Annotated in this window: 29 protein-coding genes and 2 tRNA genes; 26 read left to right on the top strand and 5 right to left on the bottom strand. The window is 32.4% G+C overall.

Going from position 1 to position 26,971, the window contains the following annotated elements; all coding sequences use genetic code 11:
• The first annotated feature begins 97 nt into the window (after positions 1-97).
• The 19 genes from VLB80_00980 (at position 98) to VLB80_01070 (ending at position 12,552) form a co-directional block, all read left to right on the top strand.
• Positions 98-616, top strand: a complete 519-nt coding sequence (locus tag VLB80_00980; protein ID HSC24775.1) for a hypothetical protein — start codon at positions 98-100, stop codon at positions 614-616.
• A 113-nt stretch (positions 617-729) separates the two neighbouring features.
• The gene (locus VLB80_00985; protein ID HSC24776.1) at positions 730-993 is read left to right on the top strand and encodes a Fic/DOC family N-terminal domain-containing protein; all 264 of its coding nucleotides are present in this window, start codon (positions 730-732) and stop codon (positions 991-993) included.
• Between the two features lie 35 nt (positions 994-1,028).
• Positions 1,029-1,439 carry a Fic family protein gene (locus tag VLB80_00990; protein ID HSC24777.1) on the top strand — a complete coding sequence of 137 codons (411 nt, stop codon included), beginning with the start codon at positions 1,029-1,031 and terminating at the stop codon, positions 1,437-1,439.
• Between the two features lie 4 nt (positions 1,440-1,443).
• Complete coding sequence (locus tag VLB80_00995) at positions 1,444-1,602, top strand: hypothetical protein (protein HSC24778.1); 159 nt, start codon at positions 1,444-1,446, stop codon at positions 1,600-1,602.
• Positions 1,603-1,614: 12 nt separating this feature from the next.
• Positions 1,615-1,824, top strand: coding sequence for a hypothetical protein (locus VLB80_01000; GenBank protein ID HSC24779.1), 210 nt, complete (start codon positions 1,615-1,617; stop codon positions 1,822-1,824).
• 77 nt (positions 1,825-1,901) lie between these two features.
• On the top strand, positions 1,902-2,720 hold the full coding sequence (locus VLB80_01005) for a hypothetical protein (GenBank protein ID HSC24780.1): 819 nt from the start codon (positions 1,902-1,904) through the stop codon (positions 2,718-2,720).
• Between the two features lie 145 nt (positions 2,721-2,865).
• A complete protein-coding gene (gene argS, locus VLB80_01010; GenBank protein HSC24781.1) occupies positions 2,866-4,512 on the top strand; it encodes an arginine--tRNA ligase in 1,647 nt (548 codons plus the stop codon).
• A 120-nt stretch (positions 4,513-4,632) separates the two neighbouring features.
• Entirely contained in the window at positions 4,633-5,229 is a 597-nt protein-coding gene (locus VLB80_01015; protein HSC24782.1) for a translation elongation factor Ts, read from the top strand.
• 21 nt (positions 5,230-5,250) lie between these two features.
• Positions 5,251-5,838 (top strand): ribosome recycling factor, encoded by a 588-nt coding sequence (frr, locus tag VLB80_01020; protein HSC24783.1) that lies wholly within the window; start codon positions 5,251-5,253, stop codon positions 5,836-5,838.
• 110 nt (positions 5,839-5,948) lie between these two features.
• Positions 5,949-7,202, top strand: coding sequence for a hypothetical protein (locus tag VLB80_01025; GenBank protein ID HSC24784.1), 1,254 nt, complete (start codon positions 5,949-5,951; stop codon positions 7,200-7,202).
• Positions 7,203-7,265: 63 nt separating this feature from the next.
• Positions 7,266-7,341, top strand: a tRNA-Lys gene (locus tag VLB80_01030).
• A 12-nt stretch (positions 7,342-7,353) separates the two neighbouring features.
• A tRNA-Leu gene (locus tag VLB80_01035) sits at positions 7,354-7,438 on the top strand.
• Between the two features lie 166 nt (positions 7,439-7,604).
• Entirely contained in the window at positions 7,605-8,924 is a 1,320-nt protein-coding gene (locus VLB80_01040; GenBank protein HSC24785.1) for a trigger factor, read from the top strand.
• A 33-nt stretch (positions 8,925-8,957) separates the two neighbouring features.
• On the top strand, positions 8,958-9,887 hold the full coding sequence (gene trxB / locus VLB80_01045; GenBank protein ID HSC24786.1) for a thioredoxin-disulfide reductase: 930 nt from the start codon (positions 8,958-8,960) through the stop codon (positions 9,885-9,887).
• A gap of 141 nt (positions 9,888-10,028) precedes the next feature.
• Positions 10,029-10,175 (top strand): 50S ribosomal protein L34, encoded by a 147-nt coding sequence (rpmH, locus tag VLB80_01050; GenBank protein ID HSC24787.1) that lies wholly within the window; start codon positions 10,029-10,031, stop codon positions 10,173-10,175.
• A gap of 15 nt (positions 10,176-10,190) precedes the next feature.
• A complete protein-coding gene (rnpA, locus tag VLB80_01055) occupies positions 10,191-10,550 on the top strand; it encodes a ribonuclease P protein component (GenBank protein HSC24788.1) in 360 nt (119 codons plus the stop codon).
• Positions 10,531-10,749, top strand: coding sequence for a membrane protein insertion efficiency factor YidD (gene yidD / locus VLB80_01060; GenBank protein ID HSC24789.1), 219 nt, complete (start codon positions 10,531-10,533; stop codon positions 10,747-10,749). Before rnpA ends, yidD begins: the two co-directional genes overlap by 20 nt.
• A gap of 40 nt (positions 10,750-10,789) precedes the next feature.
• Positions 10,790-12,112 (top strand): SPFH domain-containing protein, encoded by a 1,323-nt coding sequence (locus VLB80_01065; GenBank protein HSC24790.1) that lies wholly within the window; start codon positions 10,790-10,792, stop codon positions 12,110-12,112.
• A gap of 44 nt (positions 12,113-12,156) precedes the next feature.
• Positions 12,157-12,552, top strand: a complete 396-nt coding sequence (locus tag VLB80_01070; GenBank protein HSC24791.1) for a hypothetical protein — start codon at positions 12,157-12,159, stop codon at positions 12,550-12,552.
• Between the two features lie 186 nt (positions 12,553-12,738).
• Here VLB80_01070 and VLB80_01075 read toward each other — a convergent pair whose 3' ends face one another.
• Complete coding sequence (locus VLB80_01075) at positions 12,739-14,145, bottom strand: PhoH family protein (protein HSC24792.1); 1,407 nt, start codon at positions 14,143-14,145, stop codon at positions 12,739-12,741.
• Between the two features lie 163 nt (positions 14,146-14,308).
• Here VLB80_01075 and thrS point away from each other — a divergent pair, with 163 nt between their 5' ends.
• Entirely contained in the window at positions 14,309-16,012 is a 1,704-nt protein-coding gene (thrS, locus tag VLB80_01080; protein ID HSC24793.1) for a threonine--tRNA ligase, read from the top strand.
• Between the two features lie 45 nt (positions 16,013-16,057).
• The gene (locus tag VLB80_01085; GenBank protein HSC24794.1) at positions 16,058-16,579 is read left to right on the top strand and encodes a hypothetical protein; all 522 of its coding nucleotides are present in this window, start codon (positions 16,058-16,060) and stop codon (positions 16,577-16,579) included.
• Here VLB80_01085 and nth read toward each other — a convergent pair.
• Positions 16,576-17,253 (bottom strand): endonuclease III, encoded by a 678-nt coding sequence (nth, locus tag VLB80_01090; GenBank protein HSC24795.1) that lies wholly within the window; start codon positions 17,251-17,253, stop codon positions 16,576-16,578. The genes VLB80_01085 and nth overlap by 4 nt on opposite strands.
• Positions 17,254-17,639: 386 nt before the next feature.
• Here nth and VLB80_01095 point away from each other — a divergent pair, with 386 nt between their 5' ends.
• The 5 genes from VLB80_01095 (at position 17,640) to VLB80_01115 (ending at position 24,224) form a co-directional block, all read left to right on the top strand.
• Positions 17,640-20,228 (top strand): sigma 54-interacting transcriptional regulator, encoded by a 2,589-nt coding sequence (locus VLB80_01095; protein ID HSC24796.1) that lies wholly within the window; start codon positions 17,640-17,642, stop codon positions 20,226-20,228.
• Between the two features lie 39 nt (positions 20,229-20,267).
• Positions 20,268-21,185: a tyrosine-type recombinase/integrase gene (locus VLB80_01100; protein HSC24797.1), complete on the top strand. Its 918-nt coding sequence runs from the start codon at positions 20,268-20,270 to the stop codon at positions 21,183-21,185.
• A 4-nt stretch (positions 21,186-21,189) separates the two neighbouring features.
• Positions 21,190-22,911: a penicillin-binding transpeptidase domain-containing protein gene (locus tag VLB80_01105; protein ID HSC24798.1), complete on the top strand. Its 1,722-nt coding sequence runs from the start codon at positions 21,190-21,192 to the stop codon at positions 22,909-22,911.
• Positions 22,912-22,939: 28 nt separating this feature from the next.
• The gene (locus VLB80_01110; GenBank protein ID HSC24799.1) at positions 22,940-23,350 is read left to right on the top strand and encodes a hypothetical protein; all 411 of its coding nucleotides are present in this window, start codon (positions 22,940-22,942) and stop codon (positions 23,348-23,350) included.
• A gap of 91 nt (positions 23,351-23,441) precedes the next feature.
• Entirely contained in the window at positions 23,442-24,224 is a 783-nt protein-coding gene (locus VLB80_01115; GenBank protein HSC24800.1) for an ankyrin repeat domain-containing protein, read from the top strand.
• 311 nt (positions 24,225-24,535) lie between these two features.
• Here the strand turns inward: VLB80_01115 and rpsT are convergent, their stop codons facing one another.
• The 3 genes from rpsT to ftsH form a co-directional block, all read right to left on the bottom strand.
• Positions 24,536-24,808 (bottom strand): 30S ribosomal protein S20, encoded by a 273-nt coding sequence (gene rpsT / locus VLB80_01120; GenBank protein HSC24801.1) that lies wholly within the window; start codon positions 24,806-24,808, stop codon positions 24,536-24,538.
• Between the two features lie 26 nt (positions 24,809-24,834).
• Positions 24,835-25,038, bottom strand: a complete 204-nt coding sequence (gene rpmB, locus VLB80_01125) for a 50S ribosomal protein L28 (GenBank protein ID HSC24802.1) — start codon at positions 25,036-25,038, stop codon at positions 24,835-24,837.
• Positions 25,039-25,109: 71 nt separating this feature from the next.
• Positions 25,110-26,942: an ATP-dependent zinc metalloprotease FtsH gene (ftsH, locus tag VLB80_01130; GenBank protein HSC24803.1), complete on the bottom strand. Its 1,833-nt coding sequence runs from the start codon at positions 26,940-26,942 to the stop codon at positions 25,110-25,112.
• Positions 26,943-26,971 lie beyond the last annotated feature (29 nt).

The raw sequence follows: 26,971 nt of genomic DNA on the forward strand, positions 1-26,971 counted from the left end.
GTTTTTCATTGCAATTATTATGCGTAAATGTATACTAATTTGGTGACTATAAGGGTAATATGCATTATTAATAATTTTTTTAAAGGCGTGGAGATACATGAATAAGTTTTATAAGCAAATGAGTTTATTATTATTTTTTGTAATTTTTGGCACAATATTGCCGAGTCATGATGTAAATAATGAAGGTTTAGAACTGGAAGTTTTTATTTCATCGCAAAATGAACTAATATCATCACAAGAGCAACAAGTTAATTGTTATAAAAAATATTCATTACGCATCGCGAGCGCGCTTATTATAGCAGCGATTATAACCTATCTATATGCCCTACGTAATGATAAAGTTATATCACCATTGACGTTGTTGTCAGGAATGTTTTTTGTAACAAAGAAGATTAAAGAAAATAATATGAATGACAATTCGTCGTCTAATACATTAGAATTAACTGATAAAGATGTAAGCAATGAAAACAATAATAATGACGATGAACGGGATAAAAAGCAAAACTTTAAAGATGAGGTAATAGAAATCGTTAATGATTGGCTTGATCCAAACAAAAAAGATAATACGTATGTTTCTGAGTTAGGTATAGATCTTGGTGATAAGTTTGGCCTATAATAGTTAATTTACTTACGAATGTAAATAATGTATGCCTGCTGTCTTAATTATACAAATTAAGACAGCAGGCTCTTTATTTTGATTTTTTCACCACTATCACTAAGAAAATTTACGTGCCACTGCCACTGTCACCAGATCCGCCAATCGATATGGCGCAAGTATATTTGTACTTAGATAAAGCCGTCTATGCAGTTGCTGAGTTAAACGGGGTTGCAAAATCAATTCCAAATATTTCTCTTTTTACTTATATGTACGTACGTAAAGAGGCATTACTATCGCCCCAAACAGAAGGCACGCACAGTTTCTTTGCAGATTTGATTTTATCTGGAAATGCTCAAAGCCCTCATGTAGCAAGAGAAGATGTTGAAGAAGTTTAATCTATGTTGCTGCGCTTAATCATGGTTTACAACGCATAAAAGATCGGTTTCCTTTAAGTTTACGGTTAATCCGAGAGATTCATAGTGTATTGTTGAGTGGTTGTCGGGATAAACATAAAAGTCTTGGTGAATTTAGAAAATCACAAAATTGGATTGGTGGGTCAAGGCCAGGTAATGCTTTATTTGTACCGCCATCACCTGAATATTTAAAAGAATGTTTGGCTGATTTGGAAAGTTTTTTTTATGATACAAAGCAGCCATATCATATCCTCATTAAGGCAGCATTAGTTCATGTACAGTTTGAGACAATACATCCTTTTTTAGATGGTAATGGTAGACTTGGACGTCTTTTTGTTATTTTAATGTTGTGCGAAGATGGTTTTTTTACCAGCACCAATTTTGTATATCAGTTTATATTTAAAGCAACATTGCAATCAATACTATGAGTTATTGCAGCAGGTACGTGAACAAGGTGCGTGGGAAGCGTGGGTTGAATTTTTTTTACAAGGCATTACCCATTCGGCTCAACAAGCTTGTCTAACGATAGACAAAATTAATGCACTATTTGCATATGACATAGCCATGGTTAACACGCTTGGTAGAGCGTGATTTTCAGCAACATTGGTTTTTGAAAATTTAAAAAAATTACCTCAAGTATCTGTCGCATTTATTGCACAAGAGCTTGATATATCAGAACCTACAGCGAGAACTGCATTGGTTCATTTGCAACAATTAAATATTGTTGCAGAAGTGACGGGTAAATTACGTAATAAAACATATGTTTATAAAAAATATCTTACTATTTTAGAGCAGGGCGCTGAACCATTATAAAATAAATATTGACAAATTGATTATTATTAATATAATATCGATACTAACAATAATATTATTATATTAAAGGTTTTTTTATGAATAGGAAATATAATAGCCTAATCATGATACTGATACTTTATTCGACCTCATTGAGTTCCACTACCAATAATAGTTACGATACCGTTAATAAAACTCGCTATGATAAAATGGTTAAATCTTTATTAAGTTTGACTGCCAAAATAGCTACGGTGACGTTTGATAAGGCTCGCTATACTGAAATTGTTAAGGCTTTTTCTGATTATTCTGTTCCTTTTGCTAGTGGTGATTTTATAAAAACTGATAAAGATATTAATATCGTCAAAGATCATCAAGCAATTCTAAAAGAATTATTAGCAAAAAAAGAAGAAAAAAAATCTTTTTTTCATGAAATAATTGAGCCTGAGCAGTTAATTAACTTTATCGCGGGTGGATCAATTATAGGAGCTTTTTTTTTGGGTAGTTACTATATTCACGGACTTTTTGATATATTACCTGTTTTAAATACGCCAGAAAATGCATTGGGTTTAAGTTACTGGGATTTTATGAAAAAAAGTATATTTGGTATTGAATTAGATAGAGAAAAGGCTACCATTACATCTAATGTTGTAAGTACACTATCACCTCTTGAACAAAAGTTGTTTTTGATAAATGAGCAATGGCCCCTTAATGGTGTGAGGGCGCTGGTCTTGGCAGGTATTGCTAAATATTTGTTTAATAAATTCTATGTTTTTGAGGAGATAGGATCTTTTCCGAAGCGCAAAATTTTTGATTATGAGCGCCAAATTCTTTATTATGAGACATATGAGAAAGAAATTTTGAAAAAGTATATTGAGTATGACCATAAAATCATTAAAGCTTTAGAAAAACTTGAATAGTAATATTTATTAAATTAAAGATAAATAAGAAAAACATTTTAAAATTATGCCTTGACGCCTAAAGATTTTTTTATTTTGTTACCTATCGAGGACTTCATATTTGTGCTAAAATACACACTATATAAGACTTAATAGGAAAAATAATATGAATAGTATCGACTGTATTCAAAAAACATTTACAACACACGTCAAAAAGTTATTTAACATAAATATTGCTGTTGATGTGTGTCGTTTGCATATTAATGTTGACGAGGCCAAACAGGCATTTGGTAATTTATCCACAAGCGTAGCATTGGTGCTTGCAAAAGAGTTGAAGCAAACTCCTCGTGATATAGCGATGGAGATTATTAAATCATTTGCGCATCCGTTAGTGGAAAAAGTTGAAATCGCTGGTCCTGGTTTTATTAATATATATCTGACGCCAAAAGCATTTATCTATCTTGCACTGGAGTTACATGAACAAAAAAACTATTTTTTTAAACCTGACACGCTAGAAAAAAAATATAATTATTCTCTTGAATTTGTAAGTGCCAACCCCACAGGACCTTTACATTTTGGTCATGGGCGAGGTGGTATTATTGGAGATGTATTAGGTAATGTATTACGTTTTATTGGACATAATGTTACGAAAGAATTTTACATCAATGATGCAGGAAATCAAATTCAAAAACTTGGTGAGTCATTTAAAATTCGTTGTTTACAAGTTATAGGTATAGAAGCATCAATTTCTGAAGATGGTTATCATGGTGAATATCTTTTAGAGCTTGCGCGAGATTGTTTTGCTGAATATGGTAAGGAACTTTTTGAAAAACCTGATATTTTTTTTGCTGAATATGCAAAGGAAAATTTGCTTGCTGCATTAAAGAATACACTTAAAGAGTATGGTATTGAATACGATGTATGGTTTTCCGAAAAAACATTACATAAGGATGGCCTCATACAACAAGCTTTAGATTTGTTACAAAATCGCGGTTTTTTGTTTGAAAAAGATAATGCATTATGGTTACGAACAACACAGTTTGGTGATGATAAAGATCGTGTGGTGCGTAAATCAACAGGAGAGTACACATATATTGCGGCAGATATCGCTTATTTAAAAAATAAAGTTGATCGGGGATTTGATAATCTTATCCTTGTTCTTGGCCATGATCATCATAGTTATGTTGTGCGTCTTAATGCAGTAAAAGAGGCATTAGGCTACAGTTGCCCACTTGTGGGTATTTTGTATCAATTAGTGAAAATATCAGAGGGTGGAGCATTAGTACGTATGTCAAAGCGCGCGGGTGCGATAGTTAGTTTACAAGATATAATTAACACTGTTGGTAAAGATGTAGCTCGATTTTTTTATTTGCATCGCAAGGCTGATGCTCAGCTTGAATTTAACCTTGATCTTGCGTTAAAAAGAACAGAGGAAAATCCTGTTTATTACGTACAATATGCATATGTACGTATGGGTAGTATATTAGAAAAAGCTAAAAAAAATATAAACTTGGCTGATATTAATGCTAATGATGCACATTATATTGGCAAAGAAGAAGCCTTTTTACTTAAAAAAATTATTTTTCTTGAGCAATTATTATGTGATATTGCTATTAATCATCAAACTCATTTATTGACATATTATGTTGTTGAATTATCACAGTTATTTCATCGATACTACAGTCATGTACGTGTTATTGATGTTGAAAATAGTGAAAAAAGCCGCGGACGATTGCTGTTAGTAAGCATTTTGAGAGACACCATTGCGCTCGTTTTAGATCTTCTGGGTATTAGTCATCCGGAAAAAATGTAAGAAATAAACCATTCTTATTATATTACATTGATAAAAAAGTCATTTATGGCACAATTAAAAATAGTATTAAGAATAATATTAGATTTTATTTGGGGTATGTATGCCTCATGGAGAAACTATATGGTAAAAATTGATAAAGCGCTCCTACAAGAATTAAGAGATCATACAGGTCTTGGTCTTATGGATTGTCGCAAAGCATTGGAAGAGACTGCAGGTAATTTTGATGAAGCACTTGATTTGCTGCGTAAAAAAGGTGCATTAGTTGCCGCAAAACGTGCAGATAAGGAAACCGGCGAAGGAATTATAAAGGCATACATTCATCCTGGTGATCGCCTTGGCGTTCTCCTTGAAATTAATTGTGAAACTGATTTTGTTGCTAATACCGATGCAGTACGACAATTCGCACAAGATCTTTGTTTACAAATTGCAGCAAATAAAGCAATGTACGTAGCACCTGAAAATGTAGACCAAGCATTTTTAGATCATGAAAAAACTATTTTTAATGAGCAAATGGCTGATTCAGGTAAATCTGAAAAAATAATTGCCCAAATAGTTGAAGGCAAGGTTAAAAAACTTTACAGTGATATTTGTCTTCTTGAGCAATCATTTATTAAAAATGATCAACTTACCGTAAGAGATGTTCTACAGGAACTAATCGCTAAAACTGGTGAAAGCATACGAATCAGAAGATTTTGCCGATTTGAATTGGGCAAGTAATATCAAATCAAAGGAACAATTATGGCAGAAATTATTTTGATAGAAAATGATATTAAAAGCTTTCAAAAACCCATGGAAGCTGAAATGGAAAATCCATTAAAGCATTATGAGCGTGAGTTAATTAAGATTCGTACGGGTAGAGCACATACATCTATGATAGAAGATATCCCCGTTGCTGTATACGGCCAAGATCCAATACCGCTAAAAGGCCTTGGTGTTGTATCTGCACCAGACCCACGCTTATTAACTGTTCAACCATGGGATACATCGATAATTGTTGATATCGAAAAGGCAATCGTTGCATCAGGCATTGGTGTATCGCCAGCTAATGATGGTAAAACCATCAGATTGCGCTTGCCTGAGATGAGTTCTGATCGTCGCGAAGAACTTGTTAAGATATTGCATAAAAAACTAGAAGAATGTAAAGTTTCTATTAGAAATGTTCGTAAAGATTTTAAAAACCTTATTATGGACGCTAAAAAAGATAAAAAGATTTCTGAAAACTTTCATAATCGATTAGCAGATGTTTTACAAGAAATTACTGATCTCTATATCGGTAAAGTCGAAGTAATGGCTAAGAAAAAAGAAGTTGAACTTTCGACTGTTTAAAGTTTTTTCCTCTTTGATCACCTATACATAAAAAAAAGCGAGTGATTATTATCATATAATCCTCGCCTTTTTTACGATAATGTTTGTAACATGAAAAAAAGGAAATTGTTATGAAAAATACAAAGAAAATATCTATTATTGTATTGATATTGTTTGTTCTAATATCAAATATAACTATTTGTAGTTTGGTTACAAGGAATCGTAGTGAAATGTTCCCTGCACTTGAAGTAGTGAAAGCATCAACAACGGCGGAATTAGAAAAACAAATGCATTTGCCTATTGACGATGAATGGTATAAAAAAACAGATGATTTATTATTAAATTTGCTAACTGTTTATCGACAATTGGCAGCTGATTATTTGAAAAAAATTCATCATATTGAGGAAAAAGCACCTGCGATCCACAGCGAGGAAGAAGTTGTTGAAAAATTAATTAATAAAGATGAAATAATAAAAAAATTAGAAGTGCAATTTCAGCTACCTAGAGACAGTGAATGGCATAAAAAAGTTTCGGATTTAATTTTTGATCTTGCAATATTTGATCGTCAATTGGCAAATAGTTATCTCAATCGAGTTTACGAAATCATCAGTGATGATGTACAAAAAATTGCTGAAAAGGCTGCTATGTCAAGAGATACATCTTCCATTGCACCACCAACTACAACTGGCGGAATGAAGAAAGGCGCACCACCTACTGCTTCTGGTACTGGCGGCATGAAAAAAGGCGCACCACCTACCGCCCCTAAAGGTGGGCCTGGTAAAAATGGATCGAAAAAGTCTGCCGCAACAACAAAAACCCCCGAAGCAGCAGTAAAAGAGCCAAAGATTGCAGAACAAATTTTTAGTATAGCTAAGCTTAGTGAATTAGATAATGAGAAACTTCTTGAACTGTTTAATGGACTTTTAGATAAATTACCAAGTAATTGGAATGGGCAAGCAGTTGAAAGAATTGAAGAAAAAACGAAGTATGGTTCTAAAGTTTATAATGTATATGGAATTCCTATACCAAAGTGGTCTAATGACATTGGAACATTAAAAAAAGTTCTTATTATGAAAAATATTATGACAGAAAATGATGTCACAAAAAAAATAATAGATCGCATTAACTTTGTACGATCTGAAAAAAATAAAAAGACTGAAGCTAATGTACCATCAGAAGAAAAACCAAAGGAAGAGTTGACAGAGGGAGACATTATTAATTTGATTAAGATATTATTAGCAGAACCTAAGACAACAGAAATTGGTTGGGTGGTTTCAACTAAAGGTAACATTAAGGCTCTCGACAAAATGAATCATGAAAAAGCTCTAGAATATCATGATCAATTTATTAATCTTACCAAAGAAAGACCTTTTTTAAAAAAATAAGGATTGTAGAAAAAAATAGTTTTCTTTATTTATTTGTATGGTACAATATTAACAAGTTAATATGGGTTGCTAGCTCAATTGGCAGAGCAACAGACTCTTAATCTGTGGGTTCTTGGTTCGAGTCCAAGGCAGCCCACCATCTTTAAAATGTGCAAGAGTGGCGGAATTGGCAGACGCGCTGGACTTAGGATCCAGTGCCGAAAGGCGTGTGGGTTCAAGTCCCTCCTCTTGCACCATTATTTTTTAATTCTTTTTCTTGTTATCATAACCAATCATTGAGAAAACTAAAAAAATAAAAATACAGACTTGCAAATTTTGATGAAGTGATGCACTATTTAAAAAAAAGTTTATTGTCAAAGTTTAGTAGGGTATTTATTAAGCTTTTGGCATAGAAAGGTATGTATGAAGCAAAATGTATCACTAGATAACAATATTTTTTTTAGTTTAGAAAATAATTATGAACAACCAACGGTGTGTTCGGCAAAAATAATTGTTTCCAAATTTTTGGTAAATGTTTTTTTTGAAGAGACGGCAGTTGCGTTACAAAGCAATATTCAGGCTTATGGATTTCAACATGGGGAGGTACCAATAGAATATATTGTTAAGCAATATAAGATAAATATTATTGAGCACTTGAAAGAATTTTTTTTTAAGTTCGGTATTGTCAATTTTCTTTTTCAAGAAATAAGGACACGAAAATTACTCGTTGCGGGAGAGCCGCGTCTTATCGATATCTTTTTAGACTATGATCATGACGCTCGGTTTATTTTTGAATTAAGCATTTTTCCTGCGATTTCTTTAAATGAATGGAAATATTTTCCCTTTAAAACTCCGAATCGTAAAAATTATAAAGATCTTGATAGGCAGGTTGAAACATTCATTCAAGAAGAAGAAAAAAATTTAGAAAAATATATTCCGGACAATGGAATAGCGATTGGTGATTGGGTAAATTTTGATGTTTCAGTTGTTGATAAGGCCCATACATTTTTGGATGAACGTTTTTCGCAAAATTTTTGGCTTAAATTGGGCAATGAAGATGTTGAAAATCATTTGAGATCTTTGTTTTTAGGCAGAAAAAAAGGTGAACAATTTGTCGTGCACAATAAGGGATTACAAGATTATTTTAGTGATCAGTTGCGAGCTTGTTATAATTTTAAGGTAACTATCGTTGATTTCGTTTCCTATGCTTATTTTTGCTTTGATCAATTTAAAGATCATTTTAAAGTAAAAACTAATAAAGATATGCATAAAAAATTAATTGAAGTTTTTTCCTATCGTAATGATGTATCGCAACGTCTTGCGATGGTAGAAGAAGCATTTAAGTTGCTTCTTTCGCGTCATCGCTTTTTTGCACCAAATCACCTTGTGTTGCGACAAAAAAAAATTATTTTAAGTGCAATTCAAACTAATCCTGATTATAATGTATATAGAAAACAAAAAGATTTTAACTTCTGGATTCAACAGTTGGCTGAAAAACAAGTTAAGGAAATGTTATTAATAGATCAGGTAATCTATCGTGAAAACATTGTTGTTTCTAATGAAGATATAGTGAACTATTTAAATTTTGATAAGCGCTCTCGCATGAAAGAATTCATTTATTTTAGTTTACCCAACTCTAAGCTGTATGGGCAAGAAACACCATTAGCAACACATGAGTTAGGACGTGTATGTGCACGTGAAAAAGCTATTAATTATGTAATTCATTATTTAACAAAAAAATAAATATCGATTAAATTTTAAATAAGAAAAAACATCATGAAAGACAAAATTCATAAACTTATCATTATTGGTTCAGGACCAGCCGGATTAACTGCTGCTATTTATGCAGCTCGAGCAAATATTGAACCAATCGTTATTGACGGTGACGAACCAGGGGGACAGCTTGTTAAAACATCTTATGTTGAAAATTGGCCAGGAGAAAAAAGTATACTGGGACCAAAGTTGATGATGAATATGCGTGATCATGCTCAATATTTTGGGACTCAATTTATAGCAGGTAAAGTAACGAAGGTTGATTTTTCTCAAAATCCTTTTACTGTTACCGTAAATAATAAATTTTCTTTGCAAGCTCACGCAATTATTATTGCAACAGGAGCAACCCCTAAACGTTTGAAAATACCTGGTGAAGATGTGTATTGGGGAAAAGGTGTTACTACATGCGCAGTATGCGATGGTGCATTTTATAAGGATAAAAAAGTGGTAGTTATTGGTGGTGGCGATACTGCCATGGAAGACGCATCATTTCTAAAAAAATTTACAAAAAATATAACTATCGTACATATTCTTGATAAATTTACTGCTTCTCATGCAATGCAACAGCGCGTTGTGAATGATGCTGATATTAAAATTTACTATAACAGTACAGCGACAGAGTTTCATGGTGATGAAAATCATCTTACTGCAGTTACTATTACTGATCAGTTGACTGGTGAAAAGATTAAATTAGAAGCTGATGGAGCTTTTATTGCTGTTGGATTAAATCCTAATTCTGCACCATTTAAGGATTGTATTACCTGTAATAAAGGTGGATTTGTTGAAATTGTTAATCAAACACGTACTAATATTGAGGGCGTCTTTGCCGCAGGAGATGTACATGATTATCGATATCGCCAGGCAATTACTTCAGCAGGTGCCGGATGCATGGCAGCGCTAGATGCAGAGCGTTATTTATCAGAATTAGAATAGTTTTTTGCTTGTGAAGGTGTGTTAGTTTTAGAATATTTAAAAAATATCAAAAAGAAATAAATATATTTTTGAACAATAATTTGAATTTATATTGTTTTTGCTTTAAAATATAAATTATATGCAATTATAACGGAGAAATTTATGTCATTAACTATTGTTAAAAAAAGTAATATAAAACGTCGTAGAAAACATGGTTTTCTCAAAAGAATGAGCACCAAGGATGGTAGAAAGATCATCAATCGTCGTCGTGCTTCTGGCCGTAAGCGCTTGGCACCAAGTAAGTATTAAAGATAGATACTAAATATGCCGAGTATTGTTAAACAGATTTCCAAGTTTACTAAGCGTGAAATTGATCATCTTTTTCAACATGCTCGGCCTATTATCAAAAATCAAGCATGCGTCATTCTTTTTGCACCGTGCCAAAAAGATAGTGGTCGGGTATTAATTGTCGCTTCTCGTAAAGTAGGAAATGCTCCTGAGCGTAATAAATTACGACGACGTATAAAGTCAATTTTTTACGAAGAAAAATTTTTTAATCTTAATTTTGATTTCGTGATAATAGTATATAGAAAAATGACTGGTCTTTCTTTTGATCAATTAAAGAGTCTTCTTCTTAGTGCTTATGATAAGGCTTTGCAAAAAAATGAAATGTTCATTTCTTAATAAAATAATTATTTTTGTTATTATGGGGCTTCGCCCTTTGTTTGGTGCAGCTCATTGTAAGTATGTAATTAGTTGTACTCAATTTGCCAGATGGCAGTTGCAACAGAATTCATTATTTATTGCTCTTTGGGAAATTTTTAAGCGTATTTTTTCTTGTAATCCATTTTATATTTTATGTTCGTGTCTAATCCGTTTCTAAAGTTCAAAAAATTTAATAAATCTAAAAAATAGGAATATTTATGATAAATTTTATCATAACATGTGTGTTCGTGATTTTTTTAATAGGATCTTTTTTGGCAAGTTGTTATAAAAGGTGTCCATCTAATAAAATTTTAGCAGTATATGGAAGAATAGCTGGTGAAAAATCGGTAAAATGTTATCACGGTGGTGGTGCATTGATTTGGCCATTAATTCAAGATTATGCGTTTCTTGATTTAACTCCTATGACATTGCATATTCCCCTTAAGTCAGCATTGTCTCAACAAAATATTCGTATTAATGTGCCGAGCACTTTTACTGTTGCTATTGATATAACTCAAGAAGCAATGAATAATGCTGCGATTCGTTTGCTCGCATTGTCGCGCAAAGATATTGAAATGATGGCTATTGAAATTATTATCGGGCAATTGCGTTTAACGGTTGCATCATTAATGATTGAAGAGATCAATCAAGATAGAGAACGTTTTCTGATGGAAATTAGAAAACATATTGAGTCAGAACTGAAAAAAATTGGGCTCATGCTTTTAAATGTTAATATTACTGATATTACCGATGAATCAGGATACATTGAAAGTATTGGTAGAAAGTCTGTTTCTACTGCACTTAATCAGGCAAAGGTAGATGTAGCAAATCAAGAAAAAAGCGGTGAAATAGGTAAAGCGGAAGCTGAAAAAGAGCGCCGTATTGAAGTTGCTACGTATAATGCTGACGCAGTTCAAGGTGAAAATGAGGCAAAAGCGAAAATAGCCAATGTTAATGCGCAATTGCTTGAACAAGAAGCCGATGCTACTCGACGTGGACAGATAGCTGAGCAAAATGCTTATGCTGAAATTTATAGAGCAAGAAGTTTGGCAGAGCTACAACGTCTTGAAGCAGAAGAAATAGTGCCTAAAGAAATTGAGCGTCGTAAAATAGAAATTGCTGCCTCTGCTGATGCAACAAAACGACGTATTGAAGCAGAAGGTGAAGCTGCTGCAATATTACATATCAAACAAGCAGAAGCTGAAGGTGTGCGTAAAGTATTATTAGCAAAAGCAGAAGGTTACAAACTTCTTATTGAAGCGTGTGCAAATAATGGTCAAGATGCAGCGACTATGCTGATGATTGAAAAACTTGAAGAAATTGCAAAACTACAAGTAGAAGCTATTAAAAATATTAAAATTGATAAGATCACAGTGTGGGACAATGGTTCATCTGAAAAAGGTAGTTCAACAGCTAATTTTTTAAGTAGCATGATAAAATCACTACCACCTCTTCATGAAATTGCTTCTATGTCTGGTGTTAATTTACCTTCATATTTGGGCGATTTGCAGAAAGATAAGACGGAAATAAGCAACTCATAAAAATTTTTAATGGTAGAAATTATTTTTTAGGAGATCAGAAGATCATGATAAAAAAACAGATGTTATTTGTGGCGTTGGCAATTAGTTTTGTAGTAACCGCTGGCCTAGCAATAGAAGAAACAACAAAGCCGTCTATAAAGGAATCTATTTATCTTTGTAATGTTCGCATCTATAGAGGTAAAAGAGATAAGGGATTGTCTGATAGTCTTGATAAAGCATTGATCTTTTTTTTAAATGTTGGCGAAGAAGTGGTTGAATTTAGTACATTTAAAAATGCATCATCAGAAGCATTTGATCGATTGAATCTTCTCGGTTTCATACAATGTTATGATTTTCCAAATAATGTTCCGGTGATTGTTTCTACTACTACGCTAACAAAGAATGTTATGAATTGTGACGCTATTTATAATTTTTTTGAAGAATATTCAAAGACTAAGTAACATTATGAATATATAGGGGAGAAGTGTTTATTTAGATAAAAAAAACTAAAACTACTAGAACACATTTTTGTTAATAAATTGTAAAAAAATAAACCCTATGCTTTTAAAGCCAGGGTTTATTTTTTTTGTACGCTTTTATTTTTCAACAAATTTAGGATAAATGCCAGGAGTCATTTTGAGGCATTATTAGAGTAATTCACCGGCAAGTCGACTTAGTTCGCTACGTTCACTTGTTGGTAAATAAACTGAACCAAAAAGTGGTTGTCCTTTAAATCGTTCACTTGCGACAACTAATCCATTACTACTGAAATCAAGATAAGGTGAATCAATTTGATAAGGATCACCAGTTAAAATAATTTTACTTCCCTCTCCAACGCGGGTTACTAATGTTTTTATCTCATGCGGTGTTAAATTCTGTGCTTCATCTATCAAAATAAGTTGATAAGGAATAGTGCGACCTCGCATGTAGGTAATCGCTTCCATGGAAATTTTTCCTTGATGAAGCAGGTCTTCAAATGTAATTCCATGCGGTCCTTTTTTGTGTTTATGTTTAGGTTTATTTTGTTTATTTTTATTCTTTTGTTTTTTGTGATTATTTTCATCATCTTCTTCATCTTGAAATTTTTGTGATTTATTTATGGTATGCATTATGTACTGCATATTGTCATAAATAGGCATCATCCAGCTATGTAATTTTTCTTCTACGGTACCAGGTAGAAAGCCAATATCGCGTCCTAGCGGAACTACAGGACGAGATATAATCATGCGATCGTAGTTCTTATTAACAAATAACAAATGTAATCCGGCAAGTAATGCCAAGAAGGTTTTTCCGGTTCCTGCTGGTCCAAATAAACAAACAAATTGAATATTGGTATCCAGAAGAAGTTCAAGAGCCATTAATTGTTGTGGATTACGAGGCAATAATGGCCAATTTAATTGAGGATTGAATACAGGTATAAATTTTTCATTACCAAGATAACGAAATATACGAAAATTATGGGGGTTATTATTACTTTCTGCCAAGACAAATTCATTGCGCATAATTAAACCATCTTTTGCTAAAACGGTAAGTTGTGTTGGATATTCACGCTTTAATTCTACAGCAGGAACTGATAATCTAATCCACCCTTGATAAAATTCTTCTTCACTTACATATTCTTTTGAATAATCTTCGGTTGGAATACCCAAAGCATCAGCTTTAACCCGTGCATTGAGGTCCTTAGAAATAAAAGTGACATCATATCCTTGTTGTTGCATACTAAGGGCCGTGAGTAAAATTTCATTATCACCAGCGCTTACGATAAAAGGTGTTTTATTTAATGTTGTATCATCATAGAAAAGTATTTGTAAAGTTCCGCCGTTTTCAAGGGGAACACCGTCTCGTAATGATCCTTGTTTTCGTAATTCATCTAGTTTCCTAATGGTTTCTCGTGTATTACGCCCACGTTCAGTGCCTTCTCCTTTGAACTGATCGAGTTCTTCAAGAACAATTGCTGGAATACCAACATGAGCTCCGGTAAAGCTGAATAATGCTTTTGGGTCATGTATTAAAACGTTGGTGTCAAGGATAAAGATTTTTTTGTTTGTAGGCATCTTATTGTTCCTATGCTTAAATGGTCTACTACTCGTAAAGCAGCGTAGCATAGTGATACTGCTGAAGCAATGAACTCATGGTTCGCTACATTTTTTATGTGTACGTGCTATAATTAATGAAATTGAATGTACTCCTTAACACAGTTCTTAAAGGAATAATATTATGAAAGAAAAAGAGTTATCAATATTGCGCCATTCTGCTGCCCATTTACTTGCGCATGCTATTACAGAATTATTTCCAAATACTATTTTGACTATTGGGCCTGCAACTAAAGAAGGATTTTTTTATGACTTTTTACCTGAAAAAAATTTTAAAGATGAAGATCTTATACATATTGAAGAAAGAATGCGTGAACTTTCACGCAGAAATATTCCTTTAACTCATGATCAAGTTACAAAAGATGTTGCGCGTGAGATATATAAAAATAATGTATTTAAATTGGAATTGATTAATGATATTCCCGGTGATACGGTAGGCATTGCGCAACAAGATAATTTTTATGATTTATGTCGCGGAGGTCATGTTGTATCAACAGGAGAAATTAAATATTTTAAATTATTACATACCTCAGGATCCTATTGGCGTGCTGATAAATCAAAAACACAATTACAACGCATTACCGGTACAGCATTTTTTACACAAGAAGATTTAGATGCATTTATTAAACAACGCGAAGATGCGATTCAGTTTGATCATCGTAGACTAGGCAAAGAACTCAATCTTTTTTCATTTCATGAAGAAGGAATTGGTTTTCCATTTTTTCATTCTCACGGCACAATAGTTTTAAATGCGATGAAAGATCATTTACGTAAACATTTAAGAGCAGCACATTATCAAGAAATTTCTACGCCAGTTATGTTAAGTGATGAATTATGGCAGCGATCGGGTCATTATCAACATTACAAAGATAATATGTATTTTTGTAATATTGATGAACGTTCATATGCAATTAAGCCAATGAATTGTCCTGGTGCCATTTTGGTATATAAAGAACGCCCACATTCATACCGTGAATTACCGATGAGATTAGCTGAATTTGGGCTTGTTCATCGCCATGAATTATCAGGTGTTTTAAGTGGCTTATTTAGAGTTCGTGCATTTACACAAGATGATGCACATATTTTTTGTACCAAAAATCAAATAGAACAAGAAGTAACTGATTTTATCAGATTGACCGATGAAGTATTAAAGCCATTTAATTTTGGTAATATTATCATTGGTGTTTCAACAAAACCTGTAAAAGCAATGGGTAGTGATGAGTTATGGGATGTTGCCATTAAAGCGCTTAAAAATGCATTAGAAACAGCTGGCAAAACATATACCATTTATGAAGGAGAAGGCGCATTTTATGGACCTAAAATAGAATTTGGCATAGAAGATTCATTAAAACGAATATGGCAATGTGGTACCATGCAAATTGATTTTTTTCAACCTGAAAATTTTGATTTAAGTTATATTTCTTCTGAGGGTATTAAAGAGCGGCCAGTAATGTTACATCGTGCAATTTATGGGTCATTTGAACGATTTTTTGGTATTGTTTTGGAGCATTTTAAAGGTAAATTACCATTTTGGTTATCGCCTGTGCAGATGAGAGTATTAACTATTACTGATGAACAAAAAGAATATGCGCATCACATTATGAAGATGTTGTTTGATTATAATGTTCGTGTTGAAATGGATAATTCATCAGATCCTATTGCCGCACAAATTAAACGTGCACAATTAGAGCGTGTTCCAATGATGATTGTCATAGGAAAAAAAGAAGCAGAAAATAAAACTATAACTTTACGCGATCTTGACGGTAAACAAGAATTTGGTTTAACGCTTGAAGATGTATTGTGTAAGATTGATAAACTAAAAATTTGAAATTCCTTTTTTAGTGAATTGCGCCAACGAAGAAAAGAAACAAATATGAAAATAATATTGGTTATTTTTTTTATTACCAATCTATTAATTAGTCAGTTACAAGGAATGGAAGGGCCTTCTGTTTTAGATATTCTAGCAGATGCTGCAATAGAAAGATCACAGAAAATAACGACTATAGATAAAGATATAGTTAAGCCTCAACCACTTATAAAAAAAAGAAAGAAGGAGAATGCAGGTCCTATTGTTACCAAAGAAAATGTTAAAAGAAGGAAAAGGAATGCTACATGGCCTTGTAAGGAATGTTCTTATAGTACGACAAACTTTAACTGGATGAAAAATCACAAGAATCTGCATGATAAGAACAAAGAGTATCCTAATAGTGCAGTATATCAGTGTAAGATTTGCTTTTATTTGGCAGTCACGTCTTCTATATTAAGGGACCATGAGAATATTACGCATAGAGATGAAAAACCCTATTTTTGTGAAAATGCTGGTTGCGATTTTAGTACAAAAAGACATGCTGGTCTTGTTCAACATTATAAATCTCAAAAACATAAATTATTTTAGCGATGCTTTGTAACGCCTACTTGAGGACATAGTGAACGCAGAGGACAAATGGAACATTTTGGAGAAATTGGGACGCATATATTTTGTCCCCACATAACCATAAGTCTATTGAGTTCAGCCCAATATTTTTGAGGTACTATTTTTTCAAGTTCCGTTTCTGTCTGTGCTGGACTTATTGTTTTAACGAGGCCTAAACGATTAGAGATTCGATGAACATGTGTATCAACACAAATGGCAGGAATGCCAAATCCTTCGCTCAGTACAAGGCTTGCTGTTTTTGGCCCAACGCCTGGTAATAGGATAAGTTCATCTCGGGTTCTGGGAGGATTTCCACTATATTTTTCAATTAAAATAGTACAAAGTTTTAAAATTTGTTTTGTTTTTTGACGATAAAAACCGGTTGGATAGATGAGTTGTTCAATAGTTTTTGGTGACAAACAGAGTAATTTTTCAGCCGTTTGAGCGTGAGAAAATAAACGTTGTGAAGCAGGCAACGATACAGAATCTTTTGTTCTAAGGCTTAGGATGCAGCTAATAAGAATAAGAAACGGATCGCGGCCATATTGTTTAATGATACTGCTTGCAGCAGGTTGCACCATTTTTTTTGTGGCAGTTCGCATTAATTTAATGATAGTAACAATATTTTTTTTTTGATTATCTAATTCGGTTGCCACATTACTACCCTCATAATAGTTGGTTTAGCATAGAAATTATGCTACGATGGAATTATGGTTAACCACCAGGAGGAGCATCTCCGATAAGTCCAAGTAAAAATGCTGTTATTGTTAACAGTTGTTTATGATGAGACAGCACAAATGTGATAAAATTAACATAGTGTTTCATAGAGACTCCAAAAATAAGTTTATTAATAAAAAACTAGTGAACAAAAGTAAGTATAATAAAGCCTTATAGAAATCGCAATATAATTATGTTTTTTTTAGAATATTTTGAATCAATACTGGGATCCTTTTATTTTATATTACCCGCTACATCTATTTCATTTGTACTGAAATTAGTAATATTAATTATTCTAATTCAAAAATCGTTGCTTATGGATACAATGGCTAAGCCACTTTTCTTCTTATTTACAATACTTATTGGTAATATGTTTTCTGATTTGGCATGGATACTTAAATTATCTCAAGAACTTTTTTTCCCTCAACTGGGCTATCAAATTGTCTTATTGATTATTCGTATTGCATGGATATTTTTTTTAGTACAATATCAATCAATATCATTATTTATAGAAAGTCTTGTAGTTGATAGTTATTATATTCCAATTAGACAAAAAATTCTTTGTTGTATAAGTAGTGTCTTTGGTTTATTATTTGCAATAATAGCTATCATTGATTTTGATTGTATAAGTTTAGCGCAGAGAAAATTTTCATTTGAACCAAGAGTCCAAAATTTTGCTACATTTTATGCTCTTTTTATTGTTATGCTTCCCAGTCTATTTATTGCAATTCAAAAAATACGCTCATCTGAATTACCTCACTTGTTGAAAAAACAGCTTAAAGTTCTAATACAGGGTTTAATTATGCCTTTTTTAATGGCTGATTTTATCCAATTATTTCCCTTTAAAGTATATGCTATAACCTGGATTGCTCATAGTTATGCAGGCGTTGGATTTTCAACAATATTAACGACATTATCTATTTATTTTTGTGCACGTAAAATTTTTGGTTTGCGATTTTTAAATTTAAAAAATCATATATATCAGCCCATGAATATTAATTTTATTAATGATTTTAAGGGAGTTTTAGAGCGATTAAGTGATGTAACTAATTTGCGTGAACTTGGTCATATTACGCAAAATTTTTTTAAAGATACTTTTACTATAGTATCTCATAAAACTCGTCTGTATTTAAGAAATAGTAATACCATAGAACATAAGATACATTTGAATATAATCGAAGATAGTACAATTTCACTTGTTGATACATTTTTAGCAACACATGCAACTATTATTGAACGGGCATTACGAGAAGAAAAAATTCTGATTTATGATGAAATTGATTTTACTCATTTTTATCATTCATGTGAGAAGAGTGAAGTGCTTTTAAAGTTTTTGAATAGTATAAATGCAGATATCTTTTTGCCTATTTATGAAAATGAAAAGTTACTTGCATATATTATCGTTGATCGACATGCTCGTGGGGAGAATTTTTATAGTAATGTTGAACGTGACGAATTTATTGTTTTCGGTAGTTACTTGGGTAACATTATCAATTTATTACAAAATAAAAGTTTAGATATTTTGATTGAACAAGAACAAAACTTACGTTTTGAGTTGTATCATAAGCATCAACAGATAGAACAGTATAAAGAAAGTATTAAATCGTTTTTGCGTAAAGGCAAGACGAAACATATTGGCATATTATTTTATAAAAATAGACATTTTGCATATGGTAATCAGGCAGCAATCGAGTTGATAGATATTAATATTAATCAACAGCATGGACATCCGCTTGCACAATCTTTACGTCATTTGGCGCAGCAAGTTGAATCTTGTAAAGGACCGAAAACAGTATTTGTTAAAGACACACATGATAATACATTGGTTATTTCTGCTGTTCCCCATTTAGAAAAAAACACCGTTATTATTACCGTTTCATATCCATCTATTTCTGATGCAGTTAAACACCATATTGATTTATTAAATGATCCAAGTGAGTGGGATTATTTACTTTATTTGCAGACGACACAATCAGGTAAGTTAATTAATCAACTTATTCCTAGCTCAGGATCAATTTTATTAAATTTTAAAATACAACTCCTTAAAATCGCATTAAGTAAAAAAGCAATCTTATTAGAAATGCCCGAACAAGATTTACAACCTACAGCAGAAATATTACATCATATTAGTATGCGAGATGACTTGCATATTATGACATTGCAAGGACCCTCTTGTAATTTTGACATAGCAGTTGCACTTTTTGGTATTAATCCTATTTTTGGGGTTCAGGAAAAGTATAGTCAACCTTTATTAGAAAAACTTGATAATGTTGGAACTCTTTTCATAAAAAATATTCATTTCTTGGATAAAGAAACACAAGAATATTTGGCAATGTTTATTCGAACGGGGACGTATAGTCAATTTAAAAATGATCAAAAAATTGCAAGTAATGTTCGTATTATTTGTTCGACAAATAAAAATTTAAGTTTGTTAGTTCAAGAAGGAAAGTTTAGTAAAACATTTTTTAATGAATTAAAGTCAACTGTTGTAACATTGCCATCATTATTGACATTGCCTGAAGATGAATTACATGCATTAACCGATGGCTTTACGCAGCAAGCATTAATGTCTGATGCATTACAGCATGTCCTTGTGTTAACTGATAAAGAAAAGAATGTTTTAACTCATGATCGACCGATAAGCTTGCAAGAATTGAAAGTTCGTGTCCAGCAGACTCTTATAAAAAAATCTAAAAAAAATCATATACATCAGGAAGTTTTATTTGATCCTGCATATGATATTACCGATCCTGATCTTATTGAAGCAGCTCGACTCGGTAAAAAAGCATTGCAAGAACCACGCATCATGGGCCTTTTATGGAATAAGTTTAAAAATCAAAATAAAATTGCATTTTTTTTAGGAGTTAATCGTTCTTCTGTCAATCGTCGCTGTAAAGAGTATAATTTGTTATAGTAGCTAATTATAGCATTATATCTTAACGCAGGAATGCATATGAAAAAAGAAGAATTTGAACTTCATAAAGATGCTTTTTTACTGTATCTCAAGACAGAACGGAATTTTTCTGAACATACCCTACGTGCATATTATTTGGATCTTAATCAATTCATTTCTTTCTGGTTAGTCTTGTCAGAATATGATGCACACCATCTTGGACTACGTCAGATTATTGAACGATATTTGGTCACTCTCTTTTATAAAAAAATTAGTAAAAATTCCATAGCAAGAAAATTTTCCTGCTTTACTTCATTTGAAAGGTTTTTAAAAAGTAAAGGTATTGATCTTAAACTTAATCTTAAAAGACCGCCCATTGATAAAAAATTGCCTATTTATTTCAGTATTGATGAATTATCTCATATTCTTGATAGCATATCTCATGATACATTATCAACTCGCTATCCCGTGCGTGATAAAACTATTTTTGAACTATTATATGCAACAGGTGTTCGATGTTCTGAGTTGGTTAACATGAAAATTGAAGATATTGATATGAATAATAAAACCATTCGCATTGTAAGTAAGAATAAAAAAGAGCGAATTGTTTTATTTGGTCTCAAAGCACAAGAAAAAATCTTGGAATATTATATGACAGAGCGCCCTGCAATACAAAATCAACAAGAACCATTGTTCCTTAATTATCGCTATGAAAAATTAACATCACGCTCAGTACAACGTATTATTAAAATGTTTAGAGTTCTTTTGCCACTAGAACGACAATTGACACCACATAAATTACGTCACTCATTTGCAACACATTTACTTAATCAAGGTGCTGATTTACATGTAGTACAAGAATTACTTGGGCATAAAACATCTGCAACAACTGAAAAATATACCTATGTTTCTCTTGAAAATCTTTCTAAATTATGTGACGATATTCACCCTATTAATGAAATGATACATAAAAAATAAAGCAATGCATATATCTACCGATACGATTAATAAAAAAATAATATGTATTTTAATTGGTGCAATATTATCATTCGTGATTATTTGTTTGCGGCTTTTTTTTCTTCAAATATATTGTGGTGATTATTTTGCTGTGCGTAGTCAGAAAAATTTTATTCGCTATACAACCATTTATTCTCCTCGTGGAAGCATTTGCGATATTCACGGTAATCTTCTTGCAACAAATCGTCCAGTGACTACTATATATTGGAAAGGAACGGGAAATAAAGTATTGTCGCATGAGCAACTGGCGTTGTTACATTTAATTGAAGAAATTGTACAAGTAACGTTAACGACGGGAACAAAGCTTGATTTAATTGTATTAAGTGAAAAAAAAAATAAAAAAACGGTACTGATTTCTGATATTGATTCTTCCTGCTTGGGTAAATTAATGGAAATTTTTCCGAATCATGAAAATATCCTTATTGAGACTAACTTTAAACGATTTTACCCTTACCATTCCTATGGCAGTCATGTAGTGGGTTATTTGGGTGACATTGCTGCAATTGCTCATGGTAAATTAGGATTAGAAAAATTGTTTGATGAAAATTTATCCGGTAAAAAAGGATCTATGCAAAATATAGTTAATTCAGCAGGTCAATGTATATCCCAGGTTGAACTTGAGAAAGCATTAATTGGTAATGATGTACAGACAACTATCAATATTGATATCCAGGTTTTGTGTGAAAAAATTTTTCCTGACCATAGAACAGGTAGTCTCATTTTACTTAATCCAGCAAATGGAGCAATTGCTTCATTAGTATCACGTCCTAATTTTGATCCAAATATTTTTCTTGACCCAATTTCTTATAAAACATGGCAAGATTTACAAGAAAAAAATCCATTTTTGAATCGTGTTTTTGACGCTAGCTATCCTTCAGGGTCTATTTTTAAACTCGTTGTTATTAGTGCAGCACTTGAATGTGGCATTATTAATGAAGATTCATTATGGAATTGTAAGGGATACACGTTTTTTGGTAATCGTAAGTATTGGTGTGCTCGTCGTTCGGGACATGGCGAAATATCGATAAAAAAAGCAGTGGCAGAATCATGTAATACATTATTTTTTGAAATTGGCAAACAAATTGATATTGACGTTCTTGCTGAATATGCGCACAAGTTTGGTTTAGGTAAAAAAACTAATATTATTTTTCCAGAAAAAATGGGATTGATTCCAAGCAGAGAATGGAAATTTGGCTATAAAGGTGAGTGTTGGTGGCCTGGAGAAACCTTATCTGTTGCAATTGGTCAAAGTTTTTTGCTTGTAACACCTATTCAAATAGCATGCATGATTGGCAGCATTTTTACTGGATATCATGTTACGCCGCGACTATTGATTGATGAGCCGATAATCATGAATAATTTGAATATTAAAGCTGAAACGATTACTTTTTTAAAAAAATCAATGAAATCTGTGGTAAAAAGTGGTACGGGACGTAGCGTACGTAAAGTAAAAGATATTACTATTTATGCAAAAACTAGTACTGCTCAAACAAGTGATTTTAGTAAACGTAAGTTAGATGAAAAATATTTAGAGCATGGATGGTTTGTTGCATATTTTCAATATAAAGACTATGACCCAATGGTTATTGTAATTCTTGTTGAACGAGTTGGTACTGCTCAAGTTGCCACAAATATTGCAAAAAATTTTTTAATCGAATATAAAAAGTATATGGATTTAGTATGTTAAAATTATTAGATATGAAGGATATAGAAATATGAATATGCGAGCAATGATGTTTACTGTTGCATTCTTTTTATCTAGTGTGCCGATTACATCGATGGCGGAATATAAATTTAATACACAAAAAAAACTCTATTCATCATATGCTGCATCATACATACTTTCATTAGTGTTGAGTGGTTGTGTTGGCGTAACCACCGGTAGTACAATACGCTATGTTGAAAGGAAATACGATTTTGAATCATCTACGTTATTATTGTTTTTAGGTTGGATGGTTGAATATGAAATACGTAATAATATTATTACGTATTTACAAAAAGATTTTGATATGTATAAGGTTAAATACAAAAAAGAATCTATGTTTACTATTGGATGGATTGCATCATGGCTTGCATATTTATATAAGAATGACATCATTTCGAGAGATATTTTTTTGCATAACTAATTATTTACTAGTTGGTTAAATGGATAATTTTTATTATATTACTACATAGGTATTGATTTTTATTAGTGTATATTTATGTAGATGAGGTAAAATGAAAAGGTATTTGTTATTAATGAGTTTGGTCAGTGTAGTGAATAATTATACAATGAATCCAACAATCAACTACAAAGATAATACTAAACTTCAATTGATAACATCCTTACAAGATAACTCTTTTGATGCGGTGGTAAATCTATTACACGATAATCCGAAGTTGCTTCATGATAATAAGAATCCTTATATTGATCAACTTTTCGCGCGCAAATTCGTTACGCTGCCGCCCCAGTTCCTGAATAGTAAATTGGGAGATGGGTTGACACCTGATCAATTAGCTTTGATAAGAAAAAATAATAATGCATATGATTATATGAAAAAATTAGTACATGTGGGATTTGATCTTGATGTACGTGGTGAGGATGGAATGCCTTTATTGTGTCAAGCAATTCTATATACATACGATGATAGATATTTAGAATTATTAAAGGGTGGTGCACGGGTAAATGTTTATGATAATTTTGGCAATACGCCATTAGCTTTTGCAGTTTTTTTAGATCATCCAGAAAAAGTATCAAAGCTACTTGCTTATGGCGCAGTAGTTAACATAAATACGTATCAAATACATTTAAATTCCGGCTTTCAAATATTAAACACTTTATTATTAATATTCTGGCAGCAAAAATGTATTCTGTGCAACACGCATAATTATGATTTATATAATATTCCATGTGTTAATCGCCACCTAGAGCATTTCCTGTGTATAAATTGTTATAAGGATATGGAGTATGAATATAAAAAGTGTCCTTTATGCCGTAGGAATCTTGATAAGGAAATTTAATCTATATAATTTTAAGTTGTTTTTTAATCTCTTTTTTTAGTTTTATTCTATCGCATTTTTAATGTTTCAACTTTTTAATTGCTTGATCGATAGCGCTTTTGCATAGCATTTGATTTTTTACTCATCATAATAATCATAGATTTGTGGTAAAAATAATGTTCGATAAAATAACGAAGATGAATAATGAGTAAAAAACAACCAGAAAAACAAGGTTGCTCGTGAAATTTTCAAAAGACTTTATATCCGAATAAATACATAATCCCATTTGTAAGTAATCACAAATGGGATTATGTATTCAATTTTGTACTATATTACGCTGTTCTTGTAGCAGCAGCAACTTTTTTTGCTAATTTACTGATTTTGCGAGCAGCTGTATTGCGATGCATAAGGCCTTTACCTTTTGCGCGAGCAATTTTGCTTTCTGCAAGTATTAATAGTGACTTTGTAGTCTCGATGTCAGCTGTTTCAATTGCGGTAACTACTTTTTTAATAGCTGTTTTAACAGAAGATTTTCTTGCTTGATTGCGCAATTGACGTTTTGCTGTTTGTAGAACACGTTTTTTTGCAGATTTTATATTTGCCATAATTGTTTGACCTTGATCCTATTATATTAAACAACTTTCTTAATTTTGCCTGCTTTCATACACTTTGTGCAGACTTTTGAATGATGAACATGTTTATGAGCATCACCCGTTAATGTGTACCGTATTCTGTGTACGTTTGGATATACCCAACGCTTTACTTTATTATTAGCATTACTTACTAAGTTTGCTACCTGTGGTCCTTTTGAACATACTGAACAAATTCTTGACATGATGTTTACCTTTCCTAAAGTCTATTTACTTACTTTTAACATAACAAAAAGAGAAAAATTTACAAGTGCGTTTAGTTAAATTTATGAGATTCCCGAGGAGTTATACCTAATAATTCATAAATCTCATCAGCATGCAAGGTCTCTTTTTCAATTAATGCATTAGCAAGAAGATCAAGTTTGTCGAGATTGTCTTCAAGCAATTTACGAGTTTTCTCGTGATATAATGCGGTTAATCGTTGAACTTCAGCATCAATTTTTTCAGCTGTTTTTTGAGAATATTCGAATTCACCATGCTGTTGACTATAAATTATAGTACCAAGGTCCGGAGACATACCGTATTTGCAGACCATGTTACGAGTGATACGATTTGCTGCTTGAAAATCACTATAAGCGCCAGTGGTAAGTGTATTAAATATAATTTCTTCTGCAACACGACCACCAAGTGCCGACATAACTGATGCTTCCATTTCTTCTTTAGTAGTGATGTATTTTTCACGTTCTGGTAAAAAATGAGTTACACCTAATGCAGATCCACGGGGGATAATAGTCACCTTATGCAATGGATCGGATGTTTCTGGTAATAAAAGACGTACAAGAGCATGACCTGCTTCATGATATGCTATGAGTTTTTTATCCTCGGTGGTGAGCATAATACTTTTTGTTTCTTTTCCAAGCATTATTTTATCCCGAGCTTCCTCAAAATCAGCCATCGTGACTAAATTAGCATCTTCTTTTTTTGATGCATTTATTGCGGCTTCATTGACTAAGTTTGCAAGATCAGCTCCAGAAAACCCCGGGGTTCCTTGAGCAATTTTTTTTACATCAAGATTTTTTTCTACTTTTATATTCTTGATATGCACGGTTAAAATAGATTCACGACTTTTTAGATCAGGATATGGTACAGTAACACGACGATCAAATCGTCCTGGCCGTAACAATGCTTTATCTAATACATCAACTCTATTTGTTGCGGCTATAACAATGATGGGCGAGGGAGATACTTCAAAACCATCCATTTCAGCAAGTAATTGATTAAGAGTTTGCTCACGTTCATCATTTCCTCCACCCATACCGCTTCCACGATGACGTCCCACTGCATCAATTTCATCAATAAAAATAATGCTTGGAGAATGTTTACGTGCTTGTGCAAAGAGATCACGAACGCGTGCTGCGCCTACACCAACAAAAACTTCAATAAAATTTGATCCGCTGATGCTAAAAAAGGGACAGTTTGCTTCACCGGCAACTGCACGTGCTAATAAAGTTTTACCATTTCCAGGTTCGCCAATTAAAAGGATCCCACGAGTAATTTTTGCACCGAGTCGTTGATATTTTTTTGGATTTTTCAAAAAATCTATGACATCAGCGAGCTCTTCTTTTGCTTCATCTGCACCAGCAACAGAATTAAAATTTTCTTTAATGCTTGAAGGCAAAAACATACGAGCACCACTTTTTCCCATAGTAAAAATATTACCACCGCCGCTATTGCCAGCATTACGAGAGCGAACAAAATACCAAATGGCCCAAATGGCCACAAACAAACATGAAAAAAGGAAAAGATACCAAATGCCTAATTGATTTGATGGAGAGATTATCGAAAACTCTACGCCATGCATACGTAAACGATCCCAATCATTTGCATTATTACCGACAACAGTTTCAAATCGAGTTCCATCGGTAAAGATTCCTTCAACATCTTGACCTGATACGTATACTTTTTTGACTAAGTCTTGATCGACTTTTTCTAAAAATGTTGAATAGGAAACAATTTGAACGTTTCTTGCTAATTCGGTCAACTTATAAAGTACTAATAATACTCCTGCAAGTATAATAAATACGAGGAGTATGTTTTTTATATTTTTTGGGCTAGGGGTCCACGAAATATTATTTTTATTTTTTTTCATATAAATTCATTTGTTTTTGAGGTTTAAAG

It is taken from the genome of Candidatus Babeliales bacterium, from assembly GCA_035455925.1.
Lineage (GTDB): Bacteria > Babelota > Babeliae > Babelales > Vermiphilaceae > SOIL31.